The organism is Burkholderia sp. A2 (assembly GCF_001729305.1).
Taxonomy (GTDB): domain Bacteria; phylum Pseudomonadota; class Gammaproteobacteria; order Burkholderiales; family Burkholderiaceae; genus Burkholderia; species Burkholderia sola.
In genome coordinates, this window is the sequence record NZ_LZXX01000099.1 from 36,106 (window position 1) to 61,903 (window position 25,798).

General features: G+C 67.9%; 21 protein-coding genes and 1 riboswitch. Of the genes, 16 read left to right on the plus strand and 5 right to left on the minus strand.

Annotated elements, in window-relative coordinates; genetic code table 11:
* Positions 1-83: 83 nt before the first annotated feature.
* The 5 genes from ugpB to ugpQ all read left to right on the plus strand — a co-directional run bounded on the left by ugpB (position 84) and on the right by ugpQ (position 5,157).
* Entirely contained in the window at positions 84-1,418 is a 1,335-nt protein-coding gene (gene ugpB, locus A9Z05_RS18685; protein ID WP_069619415.1) for a sn-glycerol-3-phosphate ABC transporter substrate-binding protein UgpB, read from the plus strand.
* 96 nt (positions 1,419-1,514) lie between these two features.
* A complete protein-coding gene (gene ugpA, locus A9Z05_RS18690) occupies positions 1,515-2,399 on the plus strand; it encodes a sn-glycerol-3-phosphate ABC transporter permease UgpA (RefSeq protein WP_027783324.1) in 885 nt (294 codons plus the stop codon).
* Positions 2,396-3,241 carry a sn-glycerol-3-phosphate ABC transporter permease UgpE gene (gene ugpE, locus A9Z05_RS18695; RefSeq protein WP_069619416.1) on the plus strand — a complete coding sequence of 282 codons (846 nt, stop codon included), beginning with the start codon at positions 2,396-2,398 and terminating at the stop codon, positions 3,239-3,241. The genes ugpA and ugpE overlap by 4 nt, the downstream gene beginning before the upstream one ends.
* Before the next feature lie 32 nt (positions 3,242-3,273).
* On the plus strand, positions 3,274-4,359 hold the full coding sequence (locus tag A9Z05_RS18700) for a sn-glycerol-3-phosphate import ATP-binding protein UgpC (protein WP_069619417.1): 1,086 nt from the start codon (positions 3,274-3,276) through the stop codon (positions 4,357-4,359).
* 27 nt (positions 4,360-4,386) lie between these two features.
* Positions 4,387-5,157, plus strand: coding sequence for a glycerophosphodiester phosphodiesterase (ugpQ, locus tag A9Z05_RS18705; RefSeq protein WP_069619418.1), 771 nt, complete (start codon positions 4,387-4,389; stop codon positions 5,155-5,157).
* 188 nt (positions 5,158-5,345) lie between these two features.
* On the opposite strand, the gene A9Z05_RS18710 is transcribed toward ugpQ, so the two are convergent.
* The gene (locus A9Z05_RS18710; protein WP_069619419.1) at positions 5,346-6,071 is read right to left on the minus strand and encodes an OmpW family protein; all 726 of its coding nucleotides are present in this window, start codon (positions 6,069-6,071) and stop codon (positions 5,346-5,348) included.
* Between the two features lie 193 nt (positions 6,072-6,264).
* Between A9Z05_RS18710 and A9Z05_RS18715 the strand changes: the two genes are divergently transcribed.
* The 4 genes from A9Z05_RS18715 to thpR all read left to right on the plus strand — a co-directional run bounded on the left by A9Z05_RS18715 (position 6,265) and on the right by thpR (position 14,249).
* Positions 6,265-6,978, plus strand: a complete 714-nt coding sequence (locus tag A9Z05_RS18715) for a transposase (protein WP_027783329.1) — start codon at positions 6,265-6,267, stop codon at positions 6,976-6,978.
* Positions 6,979-7,266: 288 nt separating this feature from the next.
* Positions 7,267-11,970, plus strand: a complete 4,704-nt coding sequence (locus tag A9Z05_RS18720; protein ID WP_069619420.1) for a glutamate synthase-related protein — start codon at positions 7,267-7,269, stop codon at positions 11,968-11,970.
* 85 nt (positions 11,971-12,055) lie between these two features.
* Positions 12,056-13,522, plus strand: a complete 1,467-nt coding sequence (locus A9Z05_RS18725; RefSeq protein WP_069619421.1) for a glutamate synthase subunit beta — start codon at positions 12,056-12,058, stop codon at positions 13,520-13,522.
* A 157-nt stretch (positions 13,523-13,679) separates the two neighbouring features.
* Positions 13,680-14,249 carry an RNA 2',3'-cyclic phosphodiesterase gene (gene thpR, locus A9Z05_RS18730; RefSeq protein ID WP_069619422.1) on the plus strand — a complete coding sequence of 190 codons (570 nt, stop codon included), beginning with the start codon at positions 13,680-13,682 and terminating at the stop codon, positions 14,247-14,249.
* An 80-nt stretch (positions 14,250-14,329) separates the two neighbouring features.
* On the opposite strand, the gene A9Z05_RS18735 is transcribed toward thpR, so the two are convergent.
* The 4 genes from A9Z05_RS18735 to A9Z05_RS18750 form a co-directional block, all read right to left on the minus strand.
* Complete coding sequence (locus A9Z05_RS18735; RefSeq protein ID WP_069619423.1) at positions 14,330-15,613, minus strand: D-amino acid dehydrogenase; 1,284 nt, start codon at positions 15,611-15,613, stop codon at positions 14,330-14,332.
* A gap of 25 nt (positions 15,614-15,638) precedes the next feature.
* Positions 15,639-16,901 (minus strand): MFS transporter, encoded by a 1,263-nt coding sequence (locus tag A9Z05_RS18740; protein WP_059640189.1) that lies wholly within the window; start codon positions 16,899-16,901, stop codon positions 15,639-15,641.
* Positions 16,902-17,029: 128 nt separating this feature from the next.
* Positions 17,030-17,806, minus strand: a complete 777-nt coding sequence (locus tag A9Z05_RS18745) for an SDR family NAD(P)-dependent oxidoreductase (RefSeq protein WP_069619424.1) — start codon at positions 17,804-17,806, stop codon at positions 17,030-17,032.
* The gene (locus A9Z05_RS18750) at positions 17,803-19,572 is read right to left on the minus strand and encodes an ABC transporter ATP-binding protein/permease (protein ID WP_069619425.1); all 1,770 of its coding nucleotides are present in this window, start codon (positions 19,570-19,572) and stop codon (positions 17,803-17,805) included. The genes A9Z05_RS18745 and A9Z05_RS18750 overlap by 4 nt, the downstream gene beginning before the upstream one ends.
* 270 nt (positions 19,573-19,842) lie before the next feature.
* A riboswitch (TPP riboswitch) is annotated at positions 19,843-19,966 on the plus strand.
* A 225-nt stretch (positions 19,967-20,191) separates the two neighbouring features.
* Between A9Z05_RS18750 and A9Z05_RS18755 the strand changes: the two genes are divergently transcribed.
* From A9Z05_RS18755 to mlaD, 7 genes are all read left to right on the plus strand, one after another.
* Complete coding sequence (locus A9Z05_RS18755; RefSeq protein ID WP_069619426.1) at positions 20,192-21,328, plus strand: FAD-dependent oxidoreductase; 1,137 nt, start codon at positions 20,192-20,194, stop codon at positions 21,326-21,328.
* 32 nt (positions 21,329-21,360) lie between these two features.
* Positions 21,361-21,558, plus strand: coding sequence for a sulfur carrier protein ThiS (gene thiS / locus A9Z05_RS18760; RefSeq protein ID WP_069619427.1), 198 nt, complete (start codon positions 21,361-21,363; stop codon positions 21,556-21,558).
* A 38-nt stretch (positions 21,559-21,596) separates the two neighbouring features.
* Entirely contained in the window at positions 21,597-22,412 is an 816-nt protein-coding gene (locus A9Z05_RS18765; RefSeq protein ID WP_069619428.1) for a thiazole synthase, read from the plus strand.
* Positions 22,409-23,530: a thiamine phosphate synthase gene (gene thiE / locus A9Z05_RS34925; RefSeq protein WP_084044321.1), complete on the plus strand. Its 1,122-nt coding sequence runs from the start codon at positions 22,409-22,411 to the stop codon at positions 23,528-23,530. The genes A9Z05_RS18765 and thiE overlap by 4 nt, the downstream gene beginning before the upstream one ends.
* 84 nt (positions 23,531-23,614) lie before the next feature.
* Positions 23,615-24,436, plus strand: a complete 822-nt coding sequence (locus A9Z05_RS18775) for an ABC transporter ATP-binding protein (RefSeq protein ID WP_050013134.1) — start codon at positions 23,615-23,617, stop codon at positions 24,434-24,436.
* A complete protein-coding gene (mlaE, locus tag A9Z05_RS18780; RefSeq protein ID WP_050013133.1) occupies positions 24,433-25,200 on the plus strand; it encodes a lipid asymmetry maintenance ABC transporter permease subunit MlaE in 768 nt (255 codons plus the stop codon). The genes A9Z05_RS18775 and mlaE overlap by 4 nt, the downstream gene beginning before the upstream one ends.
* 24 nt (positions 25,201-25,224) lie before the next feature.
* A complete protein-coding gene (gene mlaD / locus A9Z05_RS18785; protein WP_069619429.1) occupies positions 25,225-25,785 on the plus strand; it encodes an outer membrane lipid asymmetry maintenance protein MlaD in 561 nt (186 codons plus the stop codon).
* Positions 25,786-25,798: the final 13 nt, after the last annotated feature.

Sequence of the window (25,798 nt, forward strand, 5' to 3'; positions counted from 1 at the left end):
ACAAACGATCACTAGACTTCGCCGGTTCAATGGCGACGGGAATGTTGCACACGCTGTTGGTAACGTTTTCATAGGAGAGGTCGATGAAGAAGAAGCCTGCGGGGACACTGGTTCGTTCGATCGCGCTCGGCGGCGCGCTGATGTTCGGGGTGCAGCACGTGGCGCTCGCCGCGACGGAAATCCAGTTCTGGCATGCGATGGAGGCCGCGCTCGGCGAGCGGGTCAACGCGATCGCCGACCAGTTCAACGCGTCGCAAAGCGACTACAAGATCGTGCCGGTCTTCAAGGGCACCTACGACCAGGCGCTCGCGGCCGGCATCGCGGCCTATCGCAGCGGCAACGCGCCGGCGATCCTGCAGGTCTATGAAGTCGGCACGGCGACGATGATGCAGGCGAAGAAGGCGGTCGTGCCCGTCTACGACGTGTTCAAGCAGGCCGGCGTGACGCTCGACGAAAAGGCGTTCGTGCCGACCATCGCGAGCTACTACAGCGACGCGAAGACGGGCCACCTGGTGTCGATGCCGTTCAACAGCTCGACGCCGGTGCTGTACTACAACAAGGACGCGTTCAAGAAGGCCGGCCTCGATCCGAACCAGCCGCCGAAGACGTGGGCCGACGTGAAGGCCGATGCCGAGAAGCTGCGCAAGTCGGGCATGGCGTGCGGCTTCACGACCGGCTGGCAGGGCTGGATCCAGCTCGAAAACTACAGCGCGTGGCACGGGCTGCCGTTCGCGAGCCGCAATAACGGCTTCGACGGCACCGACGCCGTGCTCGAGTTCAACAAGCCGCAGCAGATCGAACATATCGCCTTCCTCCAGCAGATGGCGAAGGACGGCACGTTCACGTACGCGGGCCGCAAGGATGAAGCGTCGGCGAAGTTCTACAGCGGCGACTGCGGGATCCTGACGACGTCGTCGGGCGCGCTCGCGAACGTGCAGAAGTTCGCGAAGTTCAGCTACGGCACGGGCATGATGCCGTACGACGCGAACGTGAAGGGCGCGCCGCAGAACGCGATCATCGGCGGCGCGAGCCTGTGGGTGCTGGCCGGCAAGGATCCGGCGACCTACAAGGGCGTCGCGAAATTCCTCTCTTACCTGGCTTCGCCGCCCGTCGCCGCGAAGTGGCACCAGGACACGGGCTACCTGCCGGTCACGACCGCCGCGTACGACCTGACGCGCCAGCAGGGCTTCTACGCGAAGAACCCGAGCGCCGAAACCGCGATCAAGCAGATGCTGAACAAGCCGCCGCTGCCGTACACGAAGGGGCTGCGGCTGGGCAACATGCCGCAGATCCGCACGGTCGTCGACGAGGAGTTCGAACAGGTCTGGGCGCAGAAGAAGTCGCCGAAGGACGCGCTCGATTCGGCCGCGTCGCGCGGCGACGAACTGCTGCGCCGCTTCGAGAAGTCGGGCGGCTGAGCACGCATCGCTCCGTGCCGCCGGCGGCGCCGCGCGTCAGCGCGTGCCGTCCGGCGGCGCGATTTCCCTTCCGTTTCGCCTGACCGGACACCCGCGATGCAATCCCGTTCCCGTTTCGGTACGAGCCCGGTGCCGTACCTGCTGATCGCGCCGCAGCTCGCGATCACCGCCGTGTTCTTCCTGTGGCCGGCCGGCGTCGCGCTGTGGCAGTCCACGCAGATGCAGGACGCGTTCGGCACGTCGAGCGAATTCGTCGGCTTCGCGAATTTCACGCACCTGTTCGCCGATCCGCTGTATCTCGATTCGTTCCGCACGACGCTCGTGTTCAGTTCGCTGGTCACGGTGAGCGGGCTCGTCGTGTCGCTGTTGCTGGCCGCATGCGCCGACCGCGTGATTCGGGGCGCGCGCGTGTACCGCACGCTGCTGATCTGGCCGTACGCGGTCGCGCCGACGATCGCGGCCGTGCTGTGGGCGTTCCTGTTCAACCCGAGCATCGGCCTGATCACGTATGCGCTCGCGAAGGGCGGTATCGTCTGGAATCACGCGCTGAACGGCGGCCAGGCGATGTTCCTCGTCGTGCTGGCGTCGGTGTGGAAGCAGGTGAGCTACAACTTCCTGTTCTTCTACGCGGGGCTGCAGGCGATTCCGCGCTCGCTGATCGAGGCGGCGGCGATCGACGGCGCGGGGCCGGTGCGGCGCTTCTTCAACATCGTGCTGCCGCTGCTGTCGCCGACGAGTTTCTTCCTGCTGGTCGTGAACCTCGTCTACGCGTTCTTCGACACTTTCCCGGTGATCGACGCGGCCACCGGCGGCGGCCCGGCGCAGAGCACCAAGACGCTGATCTACAAGATCTTCGCGGAGGGCTTCCAGGGGCTCGACATCGGCAGCTCGGGCGCGCAGTCGGTCGTGCTGATGATCATCGTCGTGGGGCTCACGGTGATCCAGTTCCGCTTCGTCGAGCGCAGGGTGCAATACGCATGATCGAAAATCGCAAGGGCTTCGACCTGTTCTGCCACGCGGTGCTGATCGCGGGTGTCGTGCTGATCGTGTTTCCCGTCTACGTCGCGTTCTGCGCGGCGACGATGAACGCGCAGGAAGTGTTCACGGTGCCGCTGTCGCTCGTGCCGAGCACGCACCTGTTCGAGAACATCGCGTACATCTGGGGGCACGGCAGCGGCGGCACGACGGCGCCGTTCGGCCGGCTGCTCGTGAACAGCTTCGCGATGGCGCTCGGGATCGCGGTCGGCAAGATCGCGGTGTCGATCCTGTCCGCGTACGCGATCGTCTATTTCCGCTTCCCGTTCCGCAATACGGCGTTCTGGCTGATCTTCGTCACGCTGATGCTGCCGGTGGAAGTGCGGATCTTCCCGACCGTGCAGGTCGTGTCGACGCTGCATCTGACGAACACCTACGCGGGGCTGTCGCTGCCGCTGATCGCATCGGCGACCGCGACGTTCCTGTTCCGCCAGTTCTTCATGACGCTGCCCGACGAGCTGATGGACGCGGCGCGCATCGACGGCGCGGGGCCGCTGCGCTTCTTCTGGGACGTCGTGCTGCCGCTGTCGAAGACGAGCATCGCCGCGCTGTTCGTGATCACGTTCATCTACGGCTGGAACCAGTATCTGTGGCCGATCCTGATCACGACGGAAGCATCGCTGTCGACGGCGGTGGTGGGCATCAAGACGATGATCGCGAGCGGCGACGCCGCGACCGAATGGCAATACGTGATGGCGGCGACGCTGCTGGCGATGATCCCGCCGCTCGTCGTCGTGCTGGCGATGCAGCGCTGGTTCGTGCGCGGCCTCGTCGATTCCGAGAAATGAATGACCGACAGTAACCGGGAGAAGGACCAGGTATGGCTGCGCTGAGCTTGAAGGGCGTCAGGAAATCCTACGACGGCAAGCAGCACGTGCTGCATGGCATCGACGTGGAGATCGCCGACGGCGAATTCATCGTGCTGGTCGGCCCGTCGGGCTGCGGCAAGTCGACGTTGCTGCGGATGATCGCGGGGCTCGAGAGCGTGACGGACGGCGAGATCGCGATCGGCGACCGGGTCGTCAACACGCTGGAGCCGAAGGACCGCGACATCGCGATGGTGTTCCAGAACTATGCGCTGTACCCGCACATGACGGTCGCGCAGAACATGGGCTACGGGCTGAAGATCCGCGGGATCGAGCGCGCGACGATCGATGCGCGGGTGGCCGCGGCCGCGAAGATCCTCGAGCTCGAGCCGCTGCTCGCGCGGCGGCCGCGCGAACTGTCGGGCGGACAGCGGCAGCGCGTCGCGATGGGACGCGCGATCGTGCGCGAGCCGTCGGTGTTCCTCTTCGACGAGCCGTTGTCGAACCTCGACGCGAAGCTGCGCGTGCAGATGCGGCTCGAGATCCAGCGGCTGCATGCGCGGCTCGCGACGACGAGCGTGTACGTGACGCACGACCAGATCGAGGCGATGACGCTCGCGCAGCGGGTGATCGTGATGAATCGCGGTTACGCGGAGCAGATCGGCGCGCCGGTCGACGTGTACGAGAAACCGGCGACGGTGTTCGTCGCGGGCTTCATCGGCTCGCCCGCGATGAACCTGATGCACGGCCGGCTGTCGGAAGACGGCGCGACCTTCACGGTCGCGGGCGGCGGCCCCGCGTTGCCGGTCGCCGGTGCGCCCGGCATCGGCCGCGAGATCGCCGTCGGGCGCGACTGGGTGCTCGGCGTGCGGCCCGAACACATGACGCCGCAGCCGGGCGTCGCGCAGGCGACGCTGCCGGTCGATTCGTGCGAGCTGCTCGGCGCGGACAATCTCGCGCACGGCCGCTGGGGCAATCACGACGTCGCGGTGCGCCTGCCGCACGCGGACCGCCCCGCGCGCGGCACGGCGCTGGCGGCTGCGTTGCCCGCGCACCGACTGCATTTCTTCGATCCCGAAACCGGCAAGCGTGCCGGCTGAAACCGTCCGACTGCCGAGAGACCGACGATGATCACCCCCACCGACTGGCCCTATCCGCGCGTCGTCGCCCATCGCGGCGGCGGCACGCTCGCGCCGGAGAACACGTTGGCCGCGCTCGACGAGGGCGCGCGGCGCGGTCACCGGATGGTCGAGTTCGACGCGAAGCTGTCGGCCGACGACGTGACGTTCCTGCTGCACGACGACACGGTCGACCGGACCTCGAACGGCCACGGCGCGGCGGCGGGCATGCGTTATGCGACGCTGGCCGCGCTCGACGCGGGCGCGTGGCGCGATGCCCGCTTCGCGGGCGAACGGATGCCGACGCTGGAGGCGGCCGCGGCGCGCTGCATCGCGCACGGGCTGGCCGCGAACGTCGAGATCAAGCCGTGCCCGGGGCGCGAGCGCGAAACCGGGCAGCGCGTGGCGGCCGACGCGGCCGCGTACTGGCGCGATGCCGCCGTGGCGCCGCTGCTGTCGTCGTTCTCGTTCGACGCATTGCAGCAGGCGCGGGCGACCGTGCCTGGCCTGCCGCGCGGGATGCTCTACGAAGTCGTGCCGGACGACTGGCATGCGCAGGTGATCGATGCGCTGGACTGCGTATCGTTGCATGCTGACCACAACCGGCTCGACGAACCGCTCGTGCGCGCGATCAAGGCGGCCGGGCTGCGCATCCTGGTTTACACGGTGAACGACCTCGAACGGGCGCGCGAACTCGCGCGCTGGGGCGTCGACGCCGTGTGCACGGATCGCATCGACCTGATCGCGCCCGACGCGCTGGACGACATCGACGCCGTTTGATGGCGCCAGCCACGGTCCCGGCCGCGGCGGCGTCCGGCGAAACCCTTGCTCGGAACGTGCCTGACGCGAAAAAACGACGCCCCGACGGGATTCCCGCCGGGGCGTTTTGCATCGTGGAGACGTTACGCCAGGAAAATTCCGCTACAAATTGCAGCAGGATTAACCATTCCCCAAATATTCGACTACGCTTAGAAGCGATAGCCGACGTTCAGGTACGTGACGATCGGGTTCAGCGAGATCCTCGCCTTCGACGTTTCGGTCAGGGTGCCGACCGGCGTCCGGCGGGCCGTCGTGAAGGTTGCCGTCACCTTGACTGGGACGTACGAGAGCGACAGCCCCGCGAACCAGTGTTTCGTGAAGTTGTACGTGAAGCCGGCGTTGAAGACGGGCGCCCACTGGTTGCTGGTCGTCGCGCTGGTCGGGCCGCCGAGCACGCCGTTCTCGAAGCTGCCGTTCGTGATCTTGGCGCCGGTGAACCAGACGTACGTCGCGCCGACGCCGACATACGGACGGAACTTCGCATTGGCGTCGTTGAAGTGGTAGCGAAGCAACACGGCGGGGCTCCACTGGTACGCACGACCGAGTACGCCGAATCTTTCGAACTGACCCTTGCCGGTAATGTCGAACTTCGGCGGTATCCCCATCACGAGCTCGGTGGAGATATGGTCGGTGATGAAGTAGCCCGTTGCGAGCCCAAGCGTATCGGCGTCGTTGATGCCGGCGCCGGTGTTGGGAATGGATTGGTTGATGGGCGTGCCGCCTACGCGGTAGACGAACAGCGGGTCGCTGCTGTCCTGCGGCGAAAGGTGGAACCACCCGGTGCTGACGTAGAAGTCACCTGCGGATTGTGCATGTGCCGTACCGCCCGCGAATGCGAGCGCTGCAGCCCCCGTAATGGCCAGTTTTCGTTTCATTGTGTCTCCTCCGATCAAAGGCGTGCTCATTATGACGACTGCGTTTAAAACCAAACAAGCTCGTAAGTTAGAGTTTTCTCCCTAGGATTCGCACGACCGTACGCTTACGCGCGCCGCAGGGACAGGCATTCTACGCAGGTGCGCAATTTCGGACCTCCGGGTATTTCCTAACGCGTTCAAACGGACATTCAGCATGGCACGGTTAGCACGACTCTACGTTCCCGACCAGCCGCAGCACGTGATACTGCGCGGCCTGGATCAGCAACCCGCGTTCGTCGACGACCAGGACTACGAACTCTTCATCGATTGCCTGAAGGCCGCCGCACGCGATCACCACCTGTCGGTGCATGCCTACGTGCTGCTGCCGCGCCAGGTGCAACTGCTCGTGACGCCGAGCGACGAGGCCAGCCTGCCCAAGGCGATGCAGGCCGTCGGCCGCCGCTACGTCGCGCATTTCAACCGGCGCTATTCGCGGCGCGGCACCCTGTGGGAAGGCCGCTACCGGGCGACGGTGATCGAAGGCGAGCGCTATTTCCTGCTCGCGAGCCGCGTGGTCGAGATGAGCCCGGTGCGCTCGCAGCTCGTCGCGACGCCCGAAGCCTATCGCTGGTCGAGCTACCGGCATCACGTCGGGCTCACCGTCGACAGCCTGATCACCGACCATCCGCTCTACTGGGCGCTCGGCAACACGCCGTTCGACCGCCAGCGTGCATACAAGGAGCTGTGCGAGCAGCCGCTCGACGAGCGGCAGGCCGACCAGTTGCAGCAGGCGACGTTGAAGGGCTGGGTGCTGGGCGGCGAGAATTACCGCGAATGGGCGGCGCGCACCGCGAACCGGCGCGTCTCGCCGTTGCCGCGCGGACGCCCCAGAAAGGTGCGCGAGAACACGCCGCCGATCCAGCAGTAACGCCGGAAAGGCGGGCCAGAAGCGGCGCTCCGGGCGCCGCTTCTTTTTGCACCAAAACGATACGGCCCCAATAAAATGGCACCACATCAAGGCATTCATTTAATTGGGGTTCGATCAAGCGGTTTTTGTTGCTATTCCCTTGATTCGTCGCGTATATTCCGAATTCCGGTGGCCCGGGCGAAGCTTGCCCAACCACGGTCGGCCGCGCCGTCTCCCGCCGGGAGCGGGATCGATGGCAACAAGAAAACGGTTCAACGGCCTCCAGGCCCCCTTTACGACGGTGTCCCCATGAACGACCACCAGCAGCCGCTCGCCGCGGTGCCCGCCGCACAAGGTCTGTACGACCCGCAAAACGAACACGACGCCTGCGGCGTCGGCTTCGTCGCTCACATCAAGGGCAAGAAGAGTCACGAGATCATTCAGCAGGGTCTGAAGATTCTCGAGAATCTCGACCACCGCGGCGCGGTGGGCGCCGATCCGCTGATGGGCGACGGCGCGGGCATCCTGATCCAGATTCCGGACGCGTTCTATCGCGAGGAAATGGCGAAGCAGGGCGTGGACCTGCCGCCGGCCGGCGAATACGGGGTCGGGATGATCTTCCTGCCGAAGGAGAACGCTTCGCGTCTCGCATGCGAGCAGGAGCTCGAGCGTACGGTGAAGGCCGAAGGCCAGGTCGTGCTCGGCTGGCGCGACGTGCCGGTCGACCATGCGATGCCGATCTCGCCGACGGTCAAGGCGAGCGAGCCGCTGATCCGCCAGATCTTCATCGGCCGCGGCAAGGACATCATGGTGACGGACGCGCTCGAGCGGAAGCTGTACGTGATCCGCAAGACGGCGAGCCACCGCATCCAGGCGCTGAAGCTCAAGCACGGCAAGGAATACTTCGTGCCGTCGATGTCGGCGCGCACGGTCGTCTACAAGGGGCTGCTGCTGGCGGGCCAGGTCGGCGTGTACTACCGCGACCTGCAGGACCCGCGCGTCGTGTCGGCGCTCGCGCTCGTGCACCAGCGCTTCTCGACCAACACGTTCCCGGCATGGGAGCTGGCTCACCCGTACCGGATGATCGCGCACAACGGCGAGATCAACACCGTGAAGGGCAACGTGAACTGGCTGAACGCGCGTACCGGCGCGATCGCGTCGCACGTGCTCGCCGACGACCTGCCGAAGCTGTGGCCGCTGATCTATCCGGGCCAGTCGGATACCGCATCGTTCGACAACTGTCTCGAACTGCTGGTGATGGCCGGCTATCCGCTCGTGCACGCGGTGATGATGATGATCCCGGAAGCGTGGGAACAGCACACGCTGATGGACGAGAACCGCCGCGCGTTCTACGAATACCACGCCGCGATGATGGAGCCGTGGGACGGCCCGGCCGCGATCGCGTTCACCGACGGCCGCCAGATCGGCGCGACGCTCGACCGTAACGGCCTGCGCCCGGCGCGCTACATCGTGACCGACGACGACCTCGTCATCATGGCGTCGGAAGCCGGCACGCTGCCGATCCCCGAATCGAAGATCGTCAAGAAGTGGCGCCTGCAGCCGGGCAAGATGTTCCTGATCGACATGGAGCACGGCCGCATCATCGACGACAAGGAACTGAAGGACAACCTCGCGAACGCGAAGCCGTACAAGAGCTGGATCGACGCGGTGCGCATCAAGCTCGACGAGATCGAGCCGAAGGCCGAGGACGTCGCGGCCGGCCGCACGCAGGGCGCCGCGCTGCTCGACCGCCAGCAGGCGTTCGGCTATACGCAGGAAGACCTGAAGTTCCTGATGGCGCCGATGGCGCAGCAGGGCGAAGAGGCCGTCGGTTCGATGGGCAACGACTCGCCGCTCGCGGTGATGTCGAACAAGAACAAGACGCTCTATCACTACTTCAAGCAGCTGTTCGCGCAGGTCACGAACCCGCCGATCGACCCGATCCGCGAGAACATGGTGATGTCGCTCGTGTCGTTCATCGGCCCGAAGCCGAACCTGCTCGACACGAACAACATCAACCCGCCGATGCGTCTCGAAGTGTCGCAGCCGGTGCTCGACTTCAAGGACATCGCGAAGATCCGCGCGATCGACCAGTACACGGGCGGCAAGTTCAGCGCGTACGAACTGAACATCTGCTATCCGGTCGCCTGGGGCAAGGAAGGCATCGAGGCGCGCCTCGCGTCGCTGTGCGCGGAAGCCGTCGACGCGGTCAAGTCGGGCTACAACATGCTGATCGTGTCGGACCGCAAGACGGACGCCGAGCACGTCGCGATTCCCGCGCTGCTCGCCACGTCGGCGATCCACACGCACCTCGTCCAGCAAGGGCTGCGCACGAGCACGGGCCTCGTCGTCGAGACGGGCTCCGCGCGCGAAACGCACCACTTCGCGCTGCTCGCGGGCTACGGCGCGGAAGCCGTGCACCCGTACCTCGCGATGGAAACGCTCGCGAAGATGGCCGAAGGCCTGCCGGGCGACCTGTCGCCGGAGAAGGCCGTCTACAACTTCACGAAGGCGGTCGGCAAGGGCCTGCAGAAGGTGATGTCGAAGATGGGCATCTCGACGTACATGTCGTACACGGGCGCGCAGATCTTCGAAGCGCTCGGCCTGTCGAGCGACCTCGTCGAGAAGTACTTCAAGGGCACGGCGTCGAAGGTCGGCGGCATCGGCCTGTTCGAAGTCGCGGAAGAGGCGATCCGCCTGCACCGCGATGCGTTCGGCGACAGCCCGGTCCTGCGCGACATGCTCGACGCGGGCGGCGAGTACGCGTACCGCGTGCGCGGCGAAGACCACATGTGGACGCCGGATTCGATCGCGAAGCTGCAGCACGCGACGCGCAGCAACTCGTACCAGACGTACAAGGAATACGCGCACCTGATCAACGACCAGACCAAGCGTCACATGACGTTCCGCGGCCTGTTCGAGTTCAAGGTCGAGCCGACCAAGGCGATCCCGATCGACGACGTCGAGCCGGCGAAGGAGATCGTCAAGCGCTTCGCGACGGGCGCGATGTCGCTCGGTTCGATCAGCACCGAAGCGCACGCGACGCTCGCGGTCGCGATGAACCGGATCGGCGGCAAGTCGAACACCGGTGAAGGCGGCGAGGACCAGAAGCGTTACCGCAACGAACTGCGCGGCATTCCGATCAAGTCGGGCGAGACGCTGAAGTCGGTGATCGGCGACGAGATCGTCAGCGACATTCCGCTGAAGGACGGCGATTCGCTGCGCTCGAAGATCAAGCAGGTCGCGTCGGGCCGCTTCGGCGTCACCGCCGAGTACCTGGCATCGGCCGACCAGATCCAGATCAAGATGGCGCAGGGCGCGAAGCCGGGCGAAGGCGGCCAGCTGCCGGGCCACAAGGTGTCGGAATACATCGGCAAGCTGCGTTACTCGGTGCCGGGCGTCGGCCTGATCTCGCCGCCGCCGCACCACGACATCTACTCGATCGAGGATCTGGCGCAACTGATCCACGACCTGAAGAACGTGAACCCGAGCGCGAGCATCTCCGTGAAGCTCGTGTCGGAAGTGGGCGTGGGCACGGTCGCGGCCGGTGTCGCGAAGGCGAAGGCCGATCACGTGGTGATCGCCGGCCACGACGGCGGCACGGGCGCGTCGCCGCTGTCGTCGGTCAAGCATGCGGGCACGCCGTGGGAGCTCGGCCTCGCCGAAACGCAGCAGACGCTGGTGCTGAACCGCCTGCGCGGCCGCATCCGCGTGCAGGCCGACGGCCAGATGAAGACGGGCCGCGACGTCGTGATCGGCGCGCTGCTCGGCGCGGACGAATTCGGCTTCGCGACGGCGCCGCTCGTCGTCGAAGGCTGCATCATGATGCGCAAGTGCCACCTGAACACGTGCCCGGTCGGCGTCGCGACGCAGGATCCGGTGCTGCGTGCGAAGTTCAAGGGCCAGCCCGAGCACGTCGTGAACTACTTCTTCTTCGTCGCCGAGGAAGTGCGCGAGATCATGGCGCAGCTCGGCATCGCGAAGTTCGACGACCTGATCGGCCGCGCCGATCTGCTCGACACGCGCAAGGGCATCGAGCACTGGAAGGCGAAGGGCCTCGACTTCTCGCGCGTGTTTTACCAGCCGGAAGAGTGCGAGGACGTCGCGCGCCGTCACGTCGACGTGCAGGATCACGGCCTCGAGCGCGCGCTCGACCACGTGCTGATCGAGAAGGCGAAGGCTGCGATCGAGAACGGCGAGCATGTGTCGTTCATCCAGCCGGTGCGCAACGTGAACCGCACCGTCGGCGCGATGCTGTCGGGCGTGATCGCGAAGAAGCACGGCCACGACGGTCTGGCCGACGACGCGGTGCACATCCAGCTGAAGGGCACCGCCGGGCAGAGTTTCGGTGCGTTCCTCGCGAAGGGCGTGACGCTCGACCTCGTCGGCGACGGCAACGACTACGTCGGCAAGGGCCTGTCGGGCGGCCGGATCATCATCCGCCCGACCAACGACTTCCGCGGCAAGTCCGAGGAAAACATCATCTGCGGCAACACGGTGATGTACGGCGCGATCGAAGGCGAAGCCTTCTTCCGCGGCGTGGCCGGCGAGCGTTTCTGCGTGCGCAACTCGGGCGCGACGGCGGTCGTCGAAGGCACGGGCGACCACGGCTGCGAATACATGACGGGCGGCACGGTCGTCGTGCTCGGCGAGACCGGGCGCAACTTCGCGGCCGGCATGTCGGGCGGTCTCGCGTACATCTACGATCCGGAAGGCGCGTTCGCGGCCAAGTGCAACAAGTCGATGGTCGCGCTCGAGCCGGTGCTGCAGCAGGCCGAGCAGGAGCGCACGGTCGACCGCGCGCTCTGGCACGAAGGCACGACGGACGAAGCGCTGCTCAAGGGGCTCGTCGAGCGTCATTTCCAGTTCACGGGTTCGCCGCGCGCGAAGTCGCTGCTGGAAAACTGGGACGCGGCGCGCCGCCAGTTCGTGAAGGTGTTCCCGCACGAATACAAGCGCGCGCTGGGCGAGATCGGTGCGAAGAAGGCGGCGAAGGAAGTGCTGGCCGCCTGAGCGACGAACGACATAGCGAATGCCGCGCGCGCCTGACGGCCGCGCGCGGCTCCCCCACCCGATACACCGAACAGAAGAGCACCTTATGGGCAAGGCAACCGGTTTTCTGGAGTTCGAACGCCGCCACGAGGCGTACGAAGCACCGCTCACGCGCGTGAAGCACTACAAGGAATTCGTCGCGGCGCTGACCGACGCGGACGCGAAGGTCCAGGGCGCGCGCTGCATGGATTGCGGCATCCCGTTCTGTAACAACGGCTGCCCGGTCAACAACATCATCCCGGACTTCAACGATCTCGTTTACCGCCAGGACTGGCAGCAGGCGATCGAAGTCCTGCACTCGACCAACAACTTCCCCGAGTTCACGGGCCGTATCTGCCCGGCGCCGTGCGAGGCGGCGTGCACGCTCGGGATCAACGACGACCCGGTCGGCATCAAGTCGATCGAGCACGCGATCATCGACAAGGCTTGGGGCGAAGGCTGGGTGAAGCCGCTGCCGGCCGAGCACAAGACCGGCAAGAAGGTTGCGGTCGTCGGTTCGGGCCCCGCGGGCCTGGCCGCCGCGCAGCAGCTCGCGCGCGCCGGTCACGACGTGACGGTGTTCGAGAAGAACGATCGCATTGGCGGCCTGCTGCGTTACGGCATTCCCGACTTCAAGCTCGAGAAGTGGCTGATCGACCGCCGCATGCGCCAGATGGAAGCGGAAGGCGTGACGTTCCGCACCAGCGTGTTCATCGGCAAGGATCCGTTGCCCGAGTCGATCGGCAGCCTCGCGAAGGAAACCATTTCGCCGGATACGCTGAAGGAAGAATTCGACGCGGTCGTGATCGCCGGCGGTTCGGAAACGCCGCGCGACCTGCCGGTGCCGGGCCGCGAACTCGCGGGCGTTCACTTCGCGATGGACTTCCTGCCGCAGCAGAACCGCGTGAACGCGGGCGACAAGCTGGCCGACCAGTTGCTCGCGAAGGGCAAGCACGTGATCGTGATCGGCGGCGGCGATACGGGGTCGGACTGCGTCGGCACGTCGAACCGTCACGGCGCGAAGCAGGTCACGCAGTTCGAGCTGCTGCCGCAGCCGCCGGAAGAGGAAAACAAGCCGCTCGTGTGGCCGTACTGGCCGATCAAGCTGCGCACGTCGTCGTCGCACGAGGAAGGCTGCGAGCGTGACTGGGCGGTCGCGACGAAGCGTCTCGAAGGCAAGAACGGCAAGGTCGAGAAGCTGATCGCGGTGCGCGTCGAGTGGAAGGACGGCAAGATGCAGGAAGTGCCGGGTTCCGAGTTCGAGATGAAGGCCGATCTCGTGCTGCTCGCGATGGGCTTCACGCAGCCGGCCGCGCCGGTGCTCGACGCGTTCGGCGTCGCGAAGGATGCGCGCGGCAATGCGCGCGCGGCGACCGAAGGCGATCGTTCGTACTACACGTCGGTCGACAAGGTGTTCGCGGCAGGCGACATGCGCCGCGGCCAGTCGCTCGTGGTGTGGGCGATCCGCGAAGGCCGCCAGTGCGCGCGCTCGGTCGATGCGTACCTGATGGGGCATTCGGAACTGCCGCGCTGAGCCGAATCGCGCGAGCGGGTTTCGATGAACGCCGGGCGTCCGAGAGGGCGCCCGGTTTTTTTATGCCCGGGCGGCTGCGTGCTGGCGCAGCCGCGTCATTTCCGCCAGGCGTCGCCTAATCTGATCACATCAGGGATTCGTTGACAGGGACTCTGGAATGAACGGCGACCGGCTTCGTGCGTTCGTCGCGCTGATGCCCGATGCGGCGTCGCGCGACGCGCTGCACGCGTTGCCCGTCACGCGTGGCGCGCGGCGCACGCTGCCCGCGCAACTGCACATGACGCTCGCGTTCATCGGCGCAATCGAGCGGGAGCGGTGCGACGCACTGGCCGCGCATCTGCCCGCGCTCGCGGCCGCGCATGCGCTGCCGCCGTTGCCGGTCGAGCGGATCGCGTGGTGGCCGAGCCTGCCGCGCGCGCGGCTGATCGTCGCGGAACTCGCGGCCGATGCCGCGTGCGTCGCGCTGAATGCCGGGCTGGTGACGTTGCTGCGCGAACTCGGCGTGCCGACCGACCGGCGGCCGTTCCGGCCGCACGTGACGCTCGCGCGGCTGCCGCGCGATGCGGTCGGCCAGCCCGCGCACGGCGGCGCGCCGGGGCGGCCCGTCGAGGTGCGCGTCGAAGCGCTGACGCTGTTCGAAAGCCGGCTGTCGCAGGCGGGCGTGTCGCATCGGCCGATCGTGTCGGCGCCGATCGCCGCGGCCGAAGGCCGATGGACGCCGCGGTAGCGACACGCGCGGACGGCCGCGCGCCATACCGGTCGCGGCCGCGCATCGATCGCATCGACGGTACTACCCCGCCGGCCGCACTACCGGTCGTAGCGCGCGAGCGTCAGCCCGGACAGATCGATCTCCGGTGCGCGCCCGGCGACGAGATCCGCGACCACCTTTCCCGACCCCATCGACATCGCCCAGCCCGTCGAGCCGTGGCCGACGTTGAGCCAGAGGCCATCGATCCCGCTCGGGCCGAGCAGCGGCGGCCCATCGGGCGTCATCGGCCGCCGGCCGACCCAGAAACGCGCCGACGCGCGGTCGGCCGCATGCGGGAACCAGTCGTCGAGCACCTTCATCAGCGTGTCGAGCGCCTGCTGCCGCAGCGTTGCGTGGCGGTTGCCGAGCTCCGCGGTGCCCGCGACGCGCAGCATCGGGCCGAAGCGCGTGATCGCGGTCTTCAGCGATTCATCCATCAGCGCGGCGCACGGCGCCTTTTCGTCGTCGACGACCGTGAGCGTGGCCGAGTAGCCCTTCACCGGATACAGCGGCACGTCGATGCCGTGCGGTCGCAGCAGGCCGGCGCTGTCGACGCCGAGCGCGACGACGATCGCGTCCGCGGCGAGCAGTGCATCGCGTTGAATGGCCGTGCCTGCTTCGAGCGAGTCGATTCGCACGCCGCGCACCTTGCCGCCTGCGACATCCAGCGCTCGAATCGCGGTGCGGAATCGGAACGTCACGCCGTTCGCTTCGCACAGCGCCCGCAGTTCGCGGGTGAAGCGCGCGCAGTCCCCGGCTTCGTCGTCGGGCAGGTAGATGCCGCCGACGGGGGCCTGCCGTGCCCAGCGCAGGCCCGGCTCGATCGCGGTACAGCCGGCCGCGTCCAGTTCGCGGAACGCGATGCCGGCATCGCGCAGCACCTTCAGCGCGGGCTGCGCCATCTCGACGTCGAACGCGCCGCGCAGCAGTTGCAGGTAACCGCGGCTCGCGCCGTAGTCGAATGGATAGCGCTCGCGAAACGCATGCAGGCACGCGCGGCTGTAATACGCGATGCGCTGCATCCGCTGCTTGTTCACGCGGAACCGCCCGAATTCGCATTCGCGCAGCCAGCGCGCGATCCAGCGCCACTGGGCGGCATCGAGCGTCGGCCGGAAGATCAGCGGCGACGCGGGCTTGAACAGGTACCTGAGGATCTTGCCGGGCATCCCGGGCGCGGCCCACGGCGTCACGTAGCCGGGCGCGATCACGCCCGCGTTGCCGAGGCTCGTCGCTTGCGCGACGTCGGCCTCGCGTTCGATCACGGTGACGTCGCAGCCTGCTTCGCGCAGGTGCCACGCGGTGGTGACGCCGATCACGCCGGCGCCGAGAACGATCACGTGCATGCGGTGTCCGGAATGAAACGGTGGCTCACGACGCGACGGCCGGATCGTCGGCGAGCGACTTGCCGCGCGTTTCCGGCAGCACGAGCGCCGCGACGATCACGAGCAGGTAGCCGCCGCCCGCGACGAGGCCGATCGCTTTCACAAGCGACATCGATTGCGACAGCGCGCCGACGAGGATCGGAAAGAACGAGCCGAGCCCGCGGCCGAGGTTGTAGCAGAAGCCCTGGCCCGAGCCGCGGATCGCGCCCGGATACAGTTCCGACAGATACGCGCCGACGCCCGCGAAGATGCCTTGCACGACGATGCCGAGCGGAAAGCCGAGCAGCAGCATCGCGGTATCGGTGATCGGCAGCATCGTGTACGCCATGCCGAGCGAGAACGAGCCGATCGCGAACAGGATGAACGACGCGCGGCGGCCGAGCCGGTCGGACAGGATCGCGCCGACCACGTAGCCGACGAACGAGCCGACGATCAGCACGACCAGATAGCCGCTCGTGTTGAACACCGACAGGTGGCGCACGGTTTTGAGATAGGTGGGCAGCCACGTCGTGATCGCGTAGTAGCCGCCGAGCATGCCGGTGCACAGCGCGCTGCCGAACAGCGTCGCGCGCAGGTGCGGCGGCGAGAAGATCTCGAGGAAGTGGCCCGACACGCGGCCTTCGTCGCGCGCGCGGCGCGTGGCCGTATAAATATCGGGATCGCTGACGTTGCGGCGGATGTACAGGATCCACAGCGCGGGCACGATGCCGATCCAGAAGCACGCGCGCCACGCGACCTGCTCGGGCAGCAGCGCGAAGAACGCCCAGTAGAGGATCGCGGCCGCGCCCCAGCCGAACGACCAGCTGCTCTGCACGGTGCCGACGGCCTTCGCGCGATGCTCGGGCGAGCGGATCGTCTCGGCCATCATGATCGTCACGACCGACCATTCGCCGCCGAAGCCGAAACCCTGCAGCGTGCGCGTCGCGAGCAACTGCCAGAACGAATGCGTGAAGCCGGACAGGCACGTGAACAGCGCGAACGTCGCGATCGTCCACTGCAGCACGCGCACGCGGCCGTAGCGGTCGGCGAGGATGCCGGCGACCCAGCCGCCGATCGCCGACGAGATCAGCGAACTGGTCGCGATCATCCCGGCCTCGCTCTTCGTCATGCCCCAGGTGGCGATCAGCGTCGGAATCAGGAACGAATAGATCATGAAGTCGAACGCATCGACCGCATAGCCGCCGAAACCGGCGTACAGCGTCCGGCGCTCGCGCGTCGACAATTCGTTGAACCACTGGAATGCCTGCATGCTTGCCGCCCTCTCTCGTCTTGTCTCGTCCGGCGCTGCCGCGTCGCGGTTATTTTACGGGCGCGATTCGGCGCGCCAAAAAGGCGGATGCAGGGTCGTGCGGGAAAGCTGGCGGGCGGAAAGACGCGTCAGAGCGTCAGGCCGCCGTCGACGTGGATGACCTGGCCGGTGATTTGCCGTGCCGCGTCCGACAGCAGGAACGCGATCAGTGCGGCGACGTCGTCGGGTTCGGCGATGCGGCCGAGCGGCGTCGCCTGTTCGGCCTGCGCCCACGCGGCGGCGTTGCCGGCACTCGGCCCGTGGTCCTTGCGCGTGAAGCCCGGCGCGACCGCGTTGACGGTGATGCCGTGCGCGGCGAATTCGGCGGCTGCGGTACGCACCAGCGATTCGAGCGCGGCCTTCGCGGCGGCGGTCGCCGCGAATGGCGCATCGGCGCGGTAGCGGTGCGCGACGAACGAACTGACCGCGACGATTCGTGGTGCTGCCGACGCTTCGAGCAGCGGCCGCGCGCGGCCCGCGAGCGCGGAGAACGCACCGGGCATCGCCGCGAACGCGGATGCGAGTGCATCCACGGAGAGATCGGAAAAGGATTGCCGCGCGGCGAAGCCGGCGTTTGCGACGAGCTGGTCGAGCCCGCCGAAGCGGGCGGCGACGGCATCGACGAGCGCGGCCGCAATACCCGGCTCGCCGAGATCGCCGGTCAGCGTCAGGCATTCCGCGCCGGCCGCCGTGCACGCTTGTGCGACGTCGGCGAGCCGCGCGTGTGCCGCATCGTCCGCGCCGCGCGCATGCAGCGCCAGCGCGACGCCGGGTGCCGCGAGCCGCCGCGCGAGCGCCGCGCCGATCCCCGCACCTGCGCCGGTGATCAGCGCGATGCGCGCGAGGTGCGCGGCGCGTGGGCTCACGCGGCGACCTTGTCGTCGTCGTTTACGCGCTCGACATTGATCGTGCCGACGTGGAACGCGGCCAGCGACTCGCGGTGCGCGATGCTGACGATCGCGGCCTTCGGCAGCCGCTCGGCGAACAGGTGATAGAGGCGCGCTTCGTTGTCGGCGTCGAGCGCGCTGGTCGCTTCGTCGAGGAACAGGAAGTCGGGCTTGTGCAGCAGCACGCGCGCGCCGGCCAGGCGCTGCTGTTCGCCCGGCGACAGCACGCGGGTCCAGTGCGCGGTTTCGTCGAGGCGCTCGACGTAATCCTCGAGGCGGCACGCGCGCAGCGCATCGCGGCACGCTTCGTCGCTGAACGCGTCGGGCGTCGCCGGATAGGTGAGCGCGGCCTTCAGCGTGCCGATCGGCAAGTAGCTGGTTTGCGGCACGAACATCATCCGCGCGCCGACCGGCGCGTCGATCGCGCCGTCGCCGAACGGCCACAGGCCCGCGAGCGCGCGCATGAACGTGCTCTTGCCGGAACCCGACTTGCCGGTCACGAGCCAGCGCGAGCCGGGCTCGATCGTGAGGTCGCCGATGTTCGCGAGCGCGTTGCCGTTCGGCAGCGCGAGCTTCAGCGACGACGTGGACAGCTTCGCGGCGTCGACGTAATGCAGGTTGATGCCGCCGTGCTCGGTCGCGGGCGACAGGCTTTCCTTCAGGTGCGACGTGCCCATCACACGCTTGAATTCGCGCAGACGGTTGACGGTGGCGCGCCATTCGACGAGGGTCGAGTAGCTGTTGATGAACCACGAGAACGAATCGCTGACGGTGCCGAACGCGGACGAGATCTGCATCAGTACGCCGAACGAGAACGCACCGGCAAAGTAGCGCGGCGCGGCCACGACGAGCGGGAAGATGATCGCGATCTGCCCGTAGAAGCTCAGCACGAACGTGAGCCGCTTCGTGTACTTCATCACGCGCCACCAGTTGTCGCGGATGCGCATGAAGAGGGTCTGCGCGTTGCCGGTCTCGGTCTTCTCGCCGTCGTAGAACGCGATCTGCTCGGCGTTCTCGCGCACGCGGATCAGCCCGAAGCGGAAGTCGGCCTCGACGCGCTGCTGCTGGTAGTTGATCGACACGAGCGGATGACCGACCTTCTGGATGATCAGCGAGCCGACTACCGCGTACAGCGCGGCCGCCCACACCATGTAGCCGGGAATCGCGATCGGCGTCGCGCCGAGCGTGAACGTCAGCGCGCCGGCGAGCGACCACAGGATCGTGATGAACGACACGAGCGTGACGACCGTGGACAGCAGGTCGAGCGACAGCGCGAGCGTCGTGGTCGCGAACGACTGGAGGTCGTCGGTGATCCGCTGGTCGGGGTTGTCCGCGAGGCGGTCACGCTCGATCCGGTAGAACGCGCGATCGCCGAGCCACTGGCCGAGGAAGCGGTCGGTGAGCCACTGGCGCCAGCGGAAGCCGAGCATCTGCCGCAGGTAGCGGCCGTACACGGCGAGGATGATGAATGCGAAGGCGAGCGCGGAGAACTGCATCAGCAGGTTCGGGAAGTCGTGGACGTCCTTCGACTGCAGCGCGTTGTAGAACTGCGCGTTCCATTTGTTCAGCCGGACGTTGATCCAGACCACGCAGAGGTTGATCGCGATGATCGTGACCAGCAGGCCCCACGCGATTTTCCATTCGGACGATACCCAGTAGGGCTTGATGAGGCTCCATGCGGATACCGGGCGCTCGTCCTGCGGCGCGTCGGAGGCGGAGCGGACGGGATCGATCGATTGGGTCATGTGCTTCCTGATGATGAGCCGGCGCGCGGGCCGGGCGAAACCGGGCGCGCGCCGCGATACGGCATGCCGGGGCGCGGCGCCGACTGACGGCGGGCGTCCGGATGGTCGCCCGTGCGGCTTAAACGGCACTTAAAGACCGGCGGTGACGCGGCAACCGGCCGCTCGCGCGGCCGGCCTGCGGGCATTGTGCCAGAGCGGCGCGGCGCGCCGGCGAATTTGCCGCAAGGGGGACAGTTTGCGGCGCTTTCCGCTTTTATGGTCTAATGGCCGACGACGAAACAGGGGTGCTTCGTGGCGCGGCCGGCGGATGTTCCGGGCAGCGCGGCGAGGCTGAGAAAGACCCTTCGCACCCGATCCGGGTAATACCGGCGAGGGAAGTTTCTGATCCCGCCGGGCCGCGCTGGCCGCCATCCCACATGGTCAGCGCCCGAGTCCCGCCCGGCCGGCCTTTGCTGCCGGTTTCGTCCTTTTGGGTACGCGCATTGCGCGTTACGGAAGGAATGATGGCCGCACAATCTTCAGTCTTTTGTAGGGTCCCCGGCCCGATGCCGCGTGCGTTCGCATGTGGCGGCGCGTGCGCGTCGGCGTTCGTCGCGCGTGAGCGCGCGGAGGGCGTGCGATGAACGTCCGGGATGCACGGCCCGATTTCGCGGTGCTCGGCGGCGGTCTCGTCGGCCGCCTGATCGCGTGGCGCCTCGCCGGCGACGGGCATCGCGTCGCGCTCCACGAGCGCGGCGGCCCGGACGGCGAGCAGTCGGCCGCGTGGATCGCGGCCGCGATGCTTGCGCCGCTCGCGGAAGCGGCGAGCGCGGAACTGCTGATCACCGAGCTCGGCGCAGCTTCCCTCGCGCGCTGGCCGCAGTGGCTCGCGGAACTGCCCGAACCCGTCTTCTTCCAACAGCACGGCACGCTCGTCGTCTGGCATCACGCGGACCGCGCGGAGGCGCCATTGTTCGAGCGGCGCGTGCGCGCGAACGCGCCGGCCGAGCTGTTCGACGGCGGCTTCGTGACGCTCGCCGGCGCACAGGTCGACGCAGCCGAACCCGCGCTCGCGGGCCGCTTCGCGCGCGGGCTGATGCTGCCGCGCGAAGGGCAGCTCGACAATCGCCAGGCGCTGCGCGCGCTCGCGGCGGGCCTCGCCGAACGCGGCGTCGCGCTGCACTGGCACGCGCCGGTCGACGACGCGAACCTGCCCGCCGCGCATTTCACGATCGATTGCCGCGGGCTTGGCGCGAAACCCGCACTGCCCGCGCTGCGCGGCATCCGCGGCGAAGTCGCGCGCGTGCACGCGCCCGGCATCGGGCTCACCCGGCCCGTGCGGCTGCTGCATCCGCGCTATCCGCTGTACGTCGCGCCGAAGCAGGGCGATCTCTATGTGATCGGCGCGACCGAGGTGGAGGGCGAGGACATGTCGCCCGTCAGCGTGCGCTCCGCGCTCGAACTGCTGAGCGCGGCATTCTCCGTGCATCCGGCGTTCGGCGAGGCGCGCATCCTCGAACTCAACGCGCAGTGCCGGCCGACGCTGCCCGATCATCGCCCGGCGGTGATCTGGGACGGCGCGTCGACGCTCGCCGTCAACGGCCTGTACCGGCACGGCTTCATGATCGCGCCGGAAGTCGCGCACGCGGCCGTCGCGTTCGCGCAGGCCGCGCTCGGCGGCGCGCTCGGCAATCCCGACGCGTTCGCCGCGTGGCGCGACGCCGCCCGTTGGCCGACGCTGCTTCATCACCGCAACGACGCGCGCCAGCCGGCCTGACGCGCGCCGCCGACCGAATCCGACCCAGCCTCATGGATATCCAGATCAATCAACACACCCTGACGTTGCCCGACGGCGCGACGGTGGCCGACGCGCTTGCCGCGTACGGCGCGCGTCCGCCGTACGCGGTGGCGCTGAACGGCAACTTCGTCGCGCGCACGCAGCATGCGGCGCGCGCGCTCGCGGCGGGCGACAGGCTCGACGTCGTGCACCCCGTCGCGGGCGGCTGAGCGCCGCCGGTTCGTCCCCGCTCTTCCAGGAAAACGACATGACGTCCCACCCCTCCGCCGACGCGCTGACGCTGTACGGCGTCACCTTCGCAAGCCGCGTGCTGCTCGGCACGTCGCGCTATCCGTCGCTGCAGTCGCTGTCCGATTCGATCGCCGCGTCGCGTCCCGGGATGGTGACGGTCGCGCTGCGCCGCCAGATGACGGGCGGCACGGCCGAAGCCGGCTTCTTCGACCTGCTCAAGCGCCACGCGGTGCCGCTGCTGCCGAACACGGCCGGCTGCCAGACCGTCGCCGAGGCCGTGACGACCGCGCACATGGCGCGCGAGGTCTTCGATACCGACTGGATCAAGCTCGAACTGATCGGCGACGACTACACGCTGCAGCCCGACCCGGTCGGGCTGATCGAAGCCGCCGCGCAACTGGTCAAGGACGGCTTCAAGGTGCTGCCGTACTGCACCGAGGATCTCGTGATCGGCCGGCGCCTGCTCGACGTCGGCTGCGAGGCGCTGATGCCGTGGGGCGCGCCGATCGGCACCGGCAAGGGCGTCGTGAACCCGTACGGGCTGCGCGTGCTGCGCGAACGGCTGCCGGACGTGCCGCTGATCGTCGACGCGGGGCTCGGCGTGCCGTCGCACGCGTGCCAGGTGATGGAGTGGGGCTTCGACGGCGTGCTGCTGAACACGGCCGTGTCGCAGGCCACGCACCCGGAGATCATGGCGCGCGCATTCGCGCAGGGCGTCGAGGCCGGCCGCGCCGCGTATCTCGCCGGCCCGATGGATGCCCGCGAAACCGCGCACGCGAGCACGCCGGTCGTCGGGATGCCGTTCTGGCACCAGGATGGGGGCGGCGCATGAGCGCGCGCTTCGCCGATGCGTTCTGGCCGCCGGCCGACGAACTGGCCGAAGCGGCCGAGCGAATTCGCGCGCGGCTCGGCGACTGGCCGGACGGTGCGGCGCCGTGGCGGCTCTGCGTGGCGGCGCCCGACGTGCCCGCCGATGGCGACGTGCTGATCGTGTCGGCCGGCGACCGTGCCGCGCAGGCGCGCGCGTCCGCCGTGTCGCGGCCTGCGTCGCCGGCGGTCGCGATCGAATTCGACGAGCAGGGCGCCGTGCTGCATGCGGCCGGCGTGCGCTACGCGCTCGACGCCGCGCATCCGCTCGCGGACGACTGGATCGCGGCGCTCGCCGCGTTCCTCGATTGCGGCTTCGCGCCGCTCGACGCGCTGGTGCTCGCGCTGGCGTGGCGCGACGGCGACGAGACGCGCGCCGCCGACGCGTGGCCGGTCGATGCCGCGCGGTTCCCGCGCGTCGCCGGACTGCCGCCTGCGCCGGAACCGGCGTTCGCGCCGTGCCCCGCGCGGCTCGGCCTCTATCCGGTCGTGCCGAGCGCCGAATGGGTCGAGCGCGTGCTCGACGGCGGCGCGCGAACCGTGCAGCTGCGCGTGAAGGATGCGACCCCGGACGCGCTGCGCCGGGAAATCGCGCGAGCGGTCGAGGCCGGGCGCCGCTACCCCGATGCGCGCGTGTTCATCAACGATCACTGGCAAATCGCCGCAGAAGAAGGGGCGTACGGCGTACATCTCGGCCAGGAGGACCTCGAAACGGCCGATCTGGCCGCGATCGCGCGCGCGGGCCTGCGGCTCGGACTTTCGAGCCACGGTTATTACGAGATGTTGCGGGCGCTGCATGAGCGGCCGAGCTATCTCGCGCTCGGCCCCGTGTACGCGACCGCCACCAAGGCCGTCGCCGCGCCGCCGCAGGGCCTCGCCCGGATTGCCCGCTACGCGCGCTTCGCCGGCGCGAGCGCGCCGCTCGTCGCGATCGGCGGGGTCGCGCTCGACACGCTGCCGGCGGTGCTGGCGACGGGCGTCGGCAGCGTCGCGGTGGTCAGCGCGGTCACGGGCGCGGACGACTATCGGACGGCGCTTGTTGCGCTGCAGCAGTGCTTTGCCCGACAATTTGACAATCATTGACCGCAGGGCCCGGAACGGCGTCACGACATCATTCCAATGCAGGCCCTATAATTCGGCGTTCTGCGTAAAAGGACTGTCAGCTCCGTGAGCCCCACTCCTACCGAGACCCTGCTGGAACTTCGCGACGTCGACTTCGGCTACGGCGACCGCCTCGTCCTGTCCAACCTGAACCTGCGCTTCGGGCGCGGGCAGGTCGTCGCGGTCATGGGCGGCTCGGGTTGCGGCAAGACCACCGTGCTGCGCCTGATCGGCGGCCTCGTGCGCGCGAACCGCGGCCAGGTGCTGTTCGACGGCGCCGACGTCGGCGCGCAAACGCGCGACGGCCTGTATGCGCTGCGCCGCAAGATGGGCATGCTGTTCCAGTTCGGCGCGTTGTTCACCGACATGTCGGTGTTCGAGAACGTCGCGTTCGCGCTGCGCGAGCATACCGACCTGCCCGAAGACCTGATCCGCGACCTCGTGCTGATGAAGCTGAACGCGGTCGGGTTGCGCGGCGCGCGCGACCTGATGCCGTCCGAGGTGTCGGGCGGGATGGCGCGCCGCATCGCGCTCGCCCGCGCGATCGCGCTCGATCCGCAGCTCATCATGTACGACGAGCCGTTCGCCGGCCTCGATCCGATCTCGCTCGGCATCACCGCGAACCTGATCCGCACGCTGAACGAGGCGCTCGGCGCGACGTCGATCCTCGTCACGCACGACGTGCCGGAATCGTTCGCGATCGCCGACTACGTGTATTTTCTGGCCAACGGCGGCGTGCTCGCGCAGGGCACGCCCGACGAGCTGCGCGCGTCGACCGATCCGAGCGTGCGGCAATTCATCGACGGCGCGCCGGACGGCCCGTTCAAATTTCATTACACGAGCCCGCCGCTGGCGGCGGATTTCGGGCTCGGCGGAGGGCGCGCATGATCAGCGCGATCGGACGTTACGTCATCGGCGGCCTCGAGCGCGCGGGCTACGGCACGCGCCTGTTCGTGCGCCTCGTGCTGGAATTCTTCCCGCTGCTGCGCCGGCCGCGGCTGGTCACGAAGCAGATCCACTTCCTCGGCAACTATTCGTTCGTGATCATCGCCGTGTCGGGGCTCTTCGTCGGCTTCGTGCTCGGCCTGCAGGGGTACTACACGCTGAACCGCTACGGTTCCGAGCAGGCGCTCGGCCTGCTGGTCGCGCTGTCGCTCGTTCGCGAGCTCGGGCCGGTCGTCACCGCGCTGCTGTTCGCGGGCCGCGCGGGCACGTCGCTGACGGCCGAGATCGGCTTGATGAAGGCCGGCGAGCAGCTCACCGCGCTCGAGATGATGGCGGTCGACCCGATCAAGAACGTGATCGCGCCGCGCATGTGGGCGGGCATCATCGCGATGCCGCTCCTGGCCGCGATCTTCAATGCGGTCGGCGTGCTCGGCGGTTACTTCGTCGGCGTCGTGCTGATCGGCGTTGATCCGGGCGCGTTCTGGTCGCAGATGCAGGGCGGGGTCCAGGTCTGGGCCGATGTCGGCAACGGCGTGATCAAGAGCATCGTGTTCGGGTTCGCCGTGACCTTCATTGCACTGTTTCAAGGGTATGAAGCGAAGCCCACGCCCGAAGGCGTGTCGCGCGCGACCACCAAGACGGTCGTGTTCGCGTCGCTCGCCGTACTCGGCCTCGATTTCCTGCTGACCGCGCTGATGTTCAGCTAAGCCTCAGCCAAGCCAAATTTTGGGATGACGATGAAAAAGACTGCTCTCGACTTCTGGGTCGGCCTGTTCGTGGTGGTGGGCTTCCTTGCGGTGCTGTTCCTGGCGCTGAAGGTCGGCAACATGAGCTCGCTGTCGTTTCAGCCGACCTACTCGGTGAGAATGAAATTCGACAATATCGGCGGGCTGAAGCCGCGCGCGGCCGTGAAGAGCGCGGGTGTCGTGGTCGGCCGCGTGAAGTCGATCGGCTTCGACACGAACACGTACCAGGCGCTCGTCACGATCGACGTCGACGGCCAATACCCGTTCCCGAAGGATTCGTCGGCGAAGATCCTGACGTCGGGCCTGCTCGGCGAGCAATATATCGGCCTCGAGCCGGGCGGCGACACCGAAATGCTGAAGGCGGGCGATACGATCACGATGACGCAATCGGCGATCGTGCTCGAGAACCTGATCGGCCAGTTCCTGTACAGCAAGGCCGCCGATGCGGGCGGTGCGAAGCCGGCGGCCGGCGCATCGGGCGCGCCCGCCGCGCCCGCACCGGTGGCGGTGCCGGCGTCCGCGGTGTCCGGTTCGGCCGGCCAATAACCACACGAGAGAA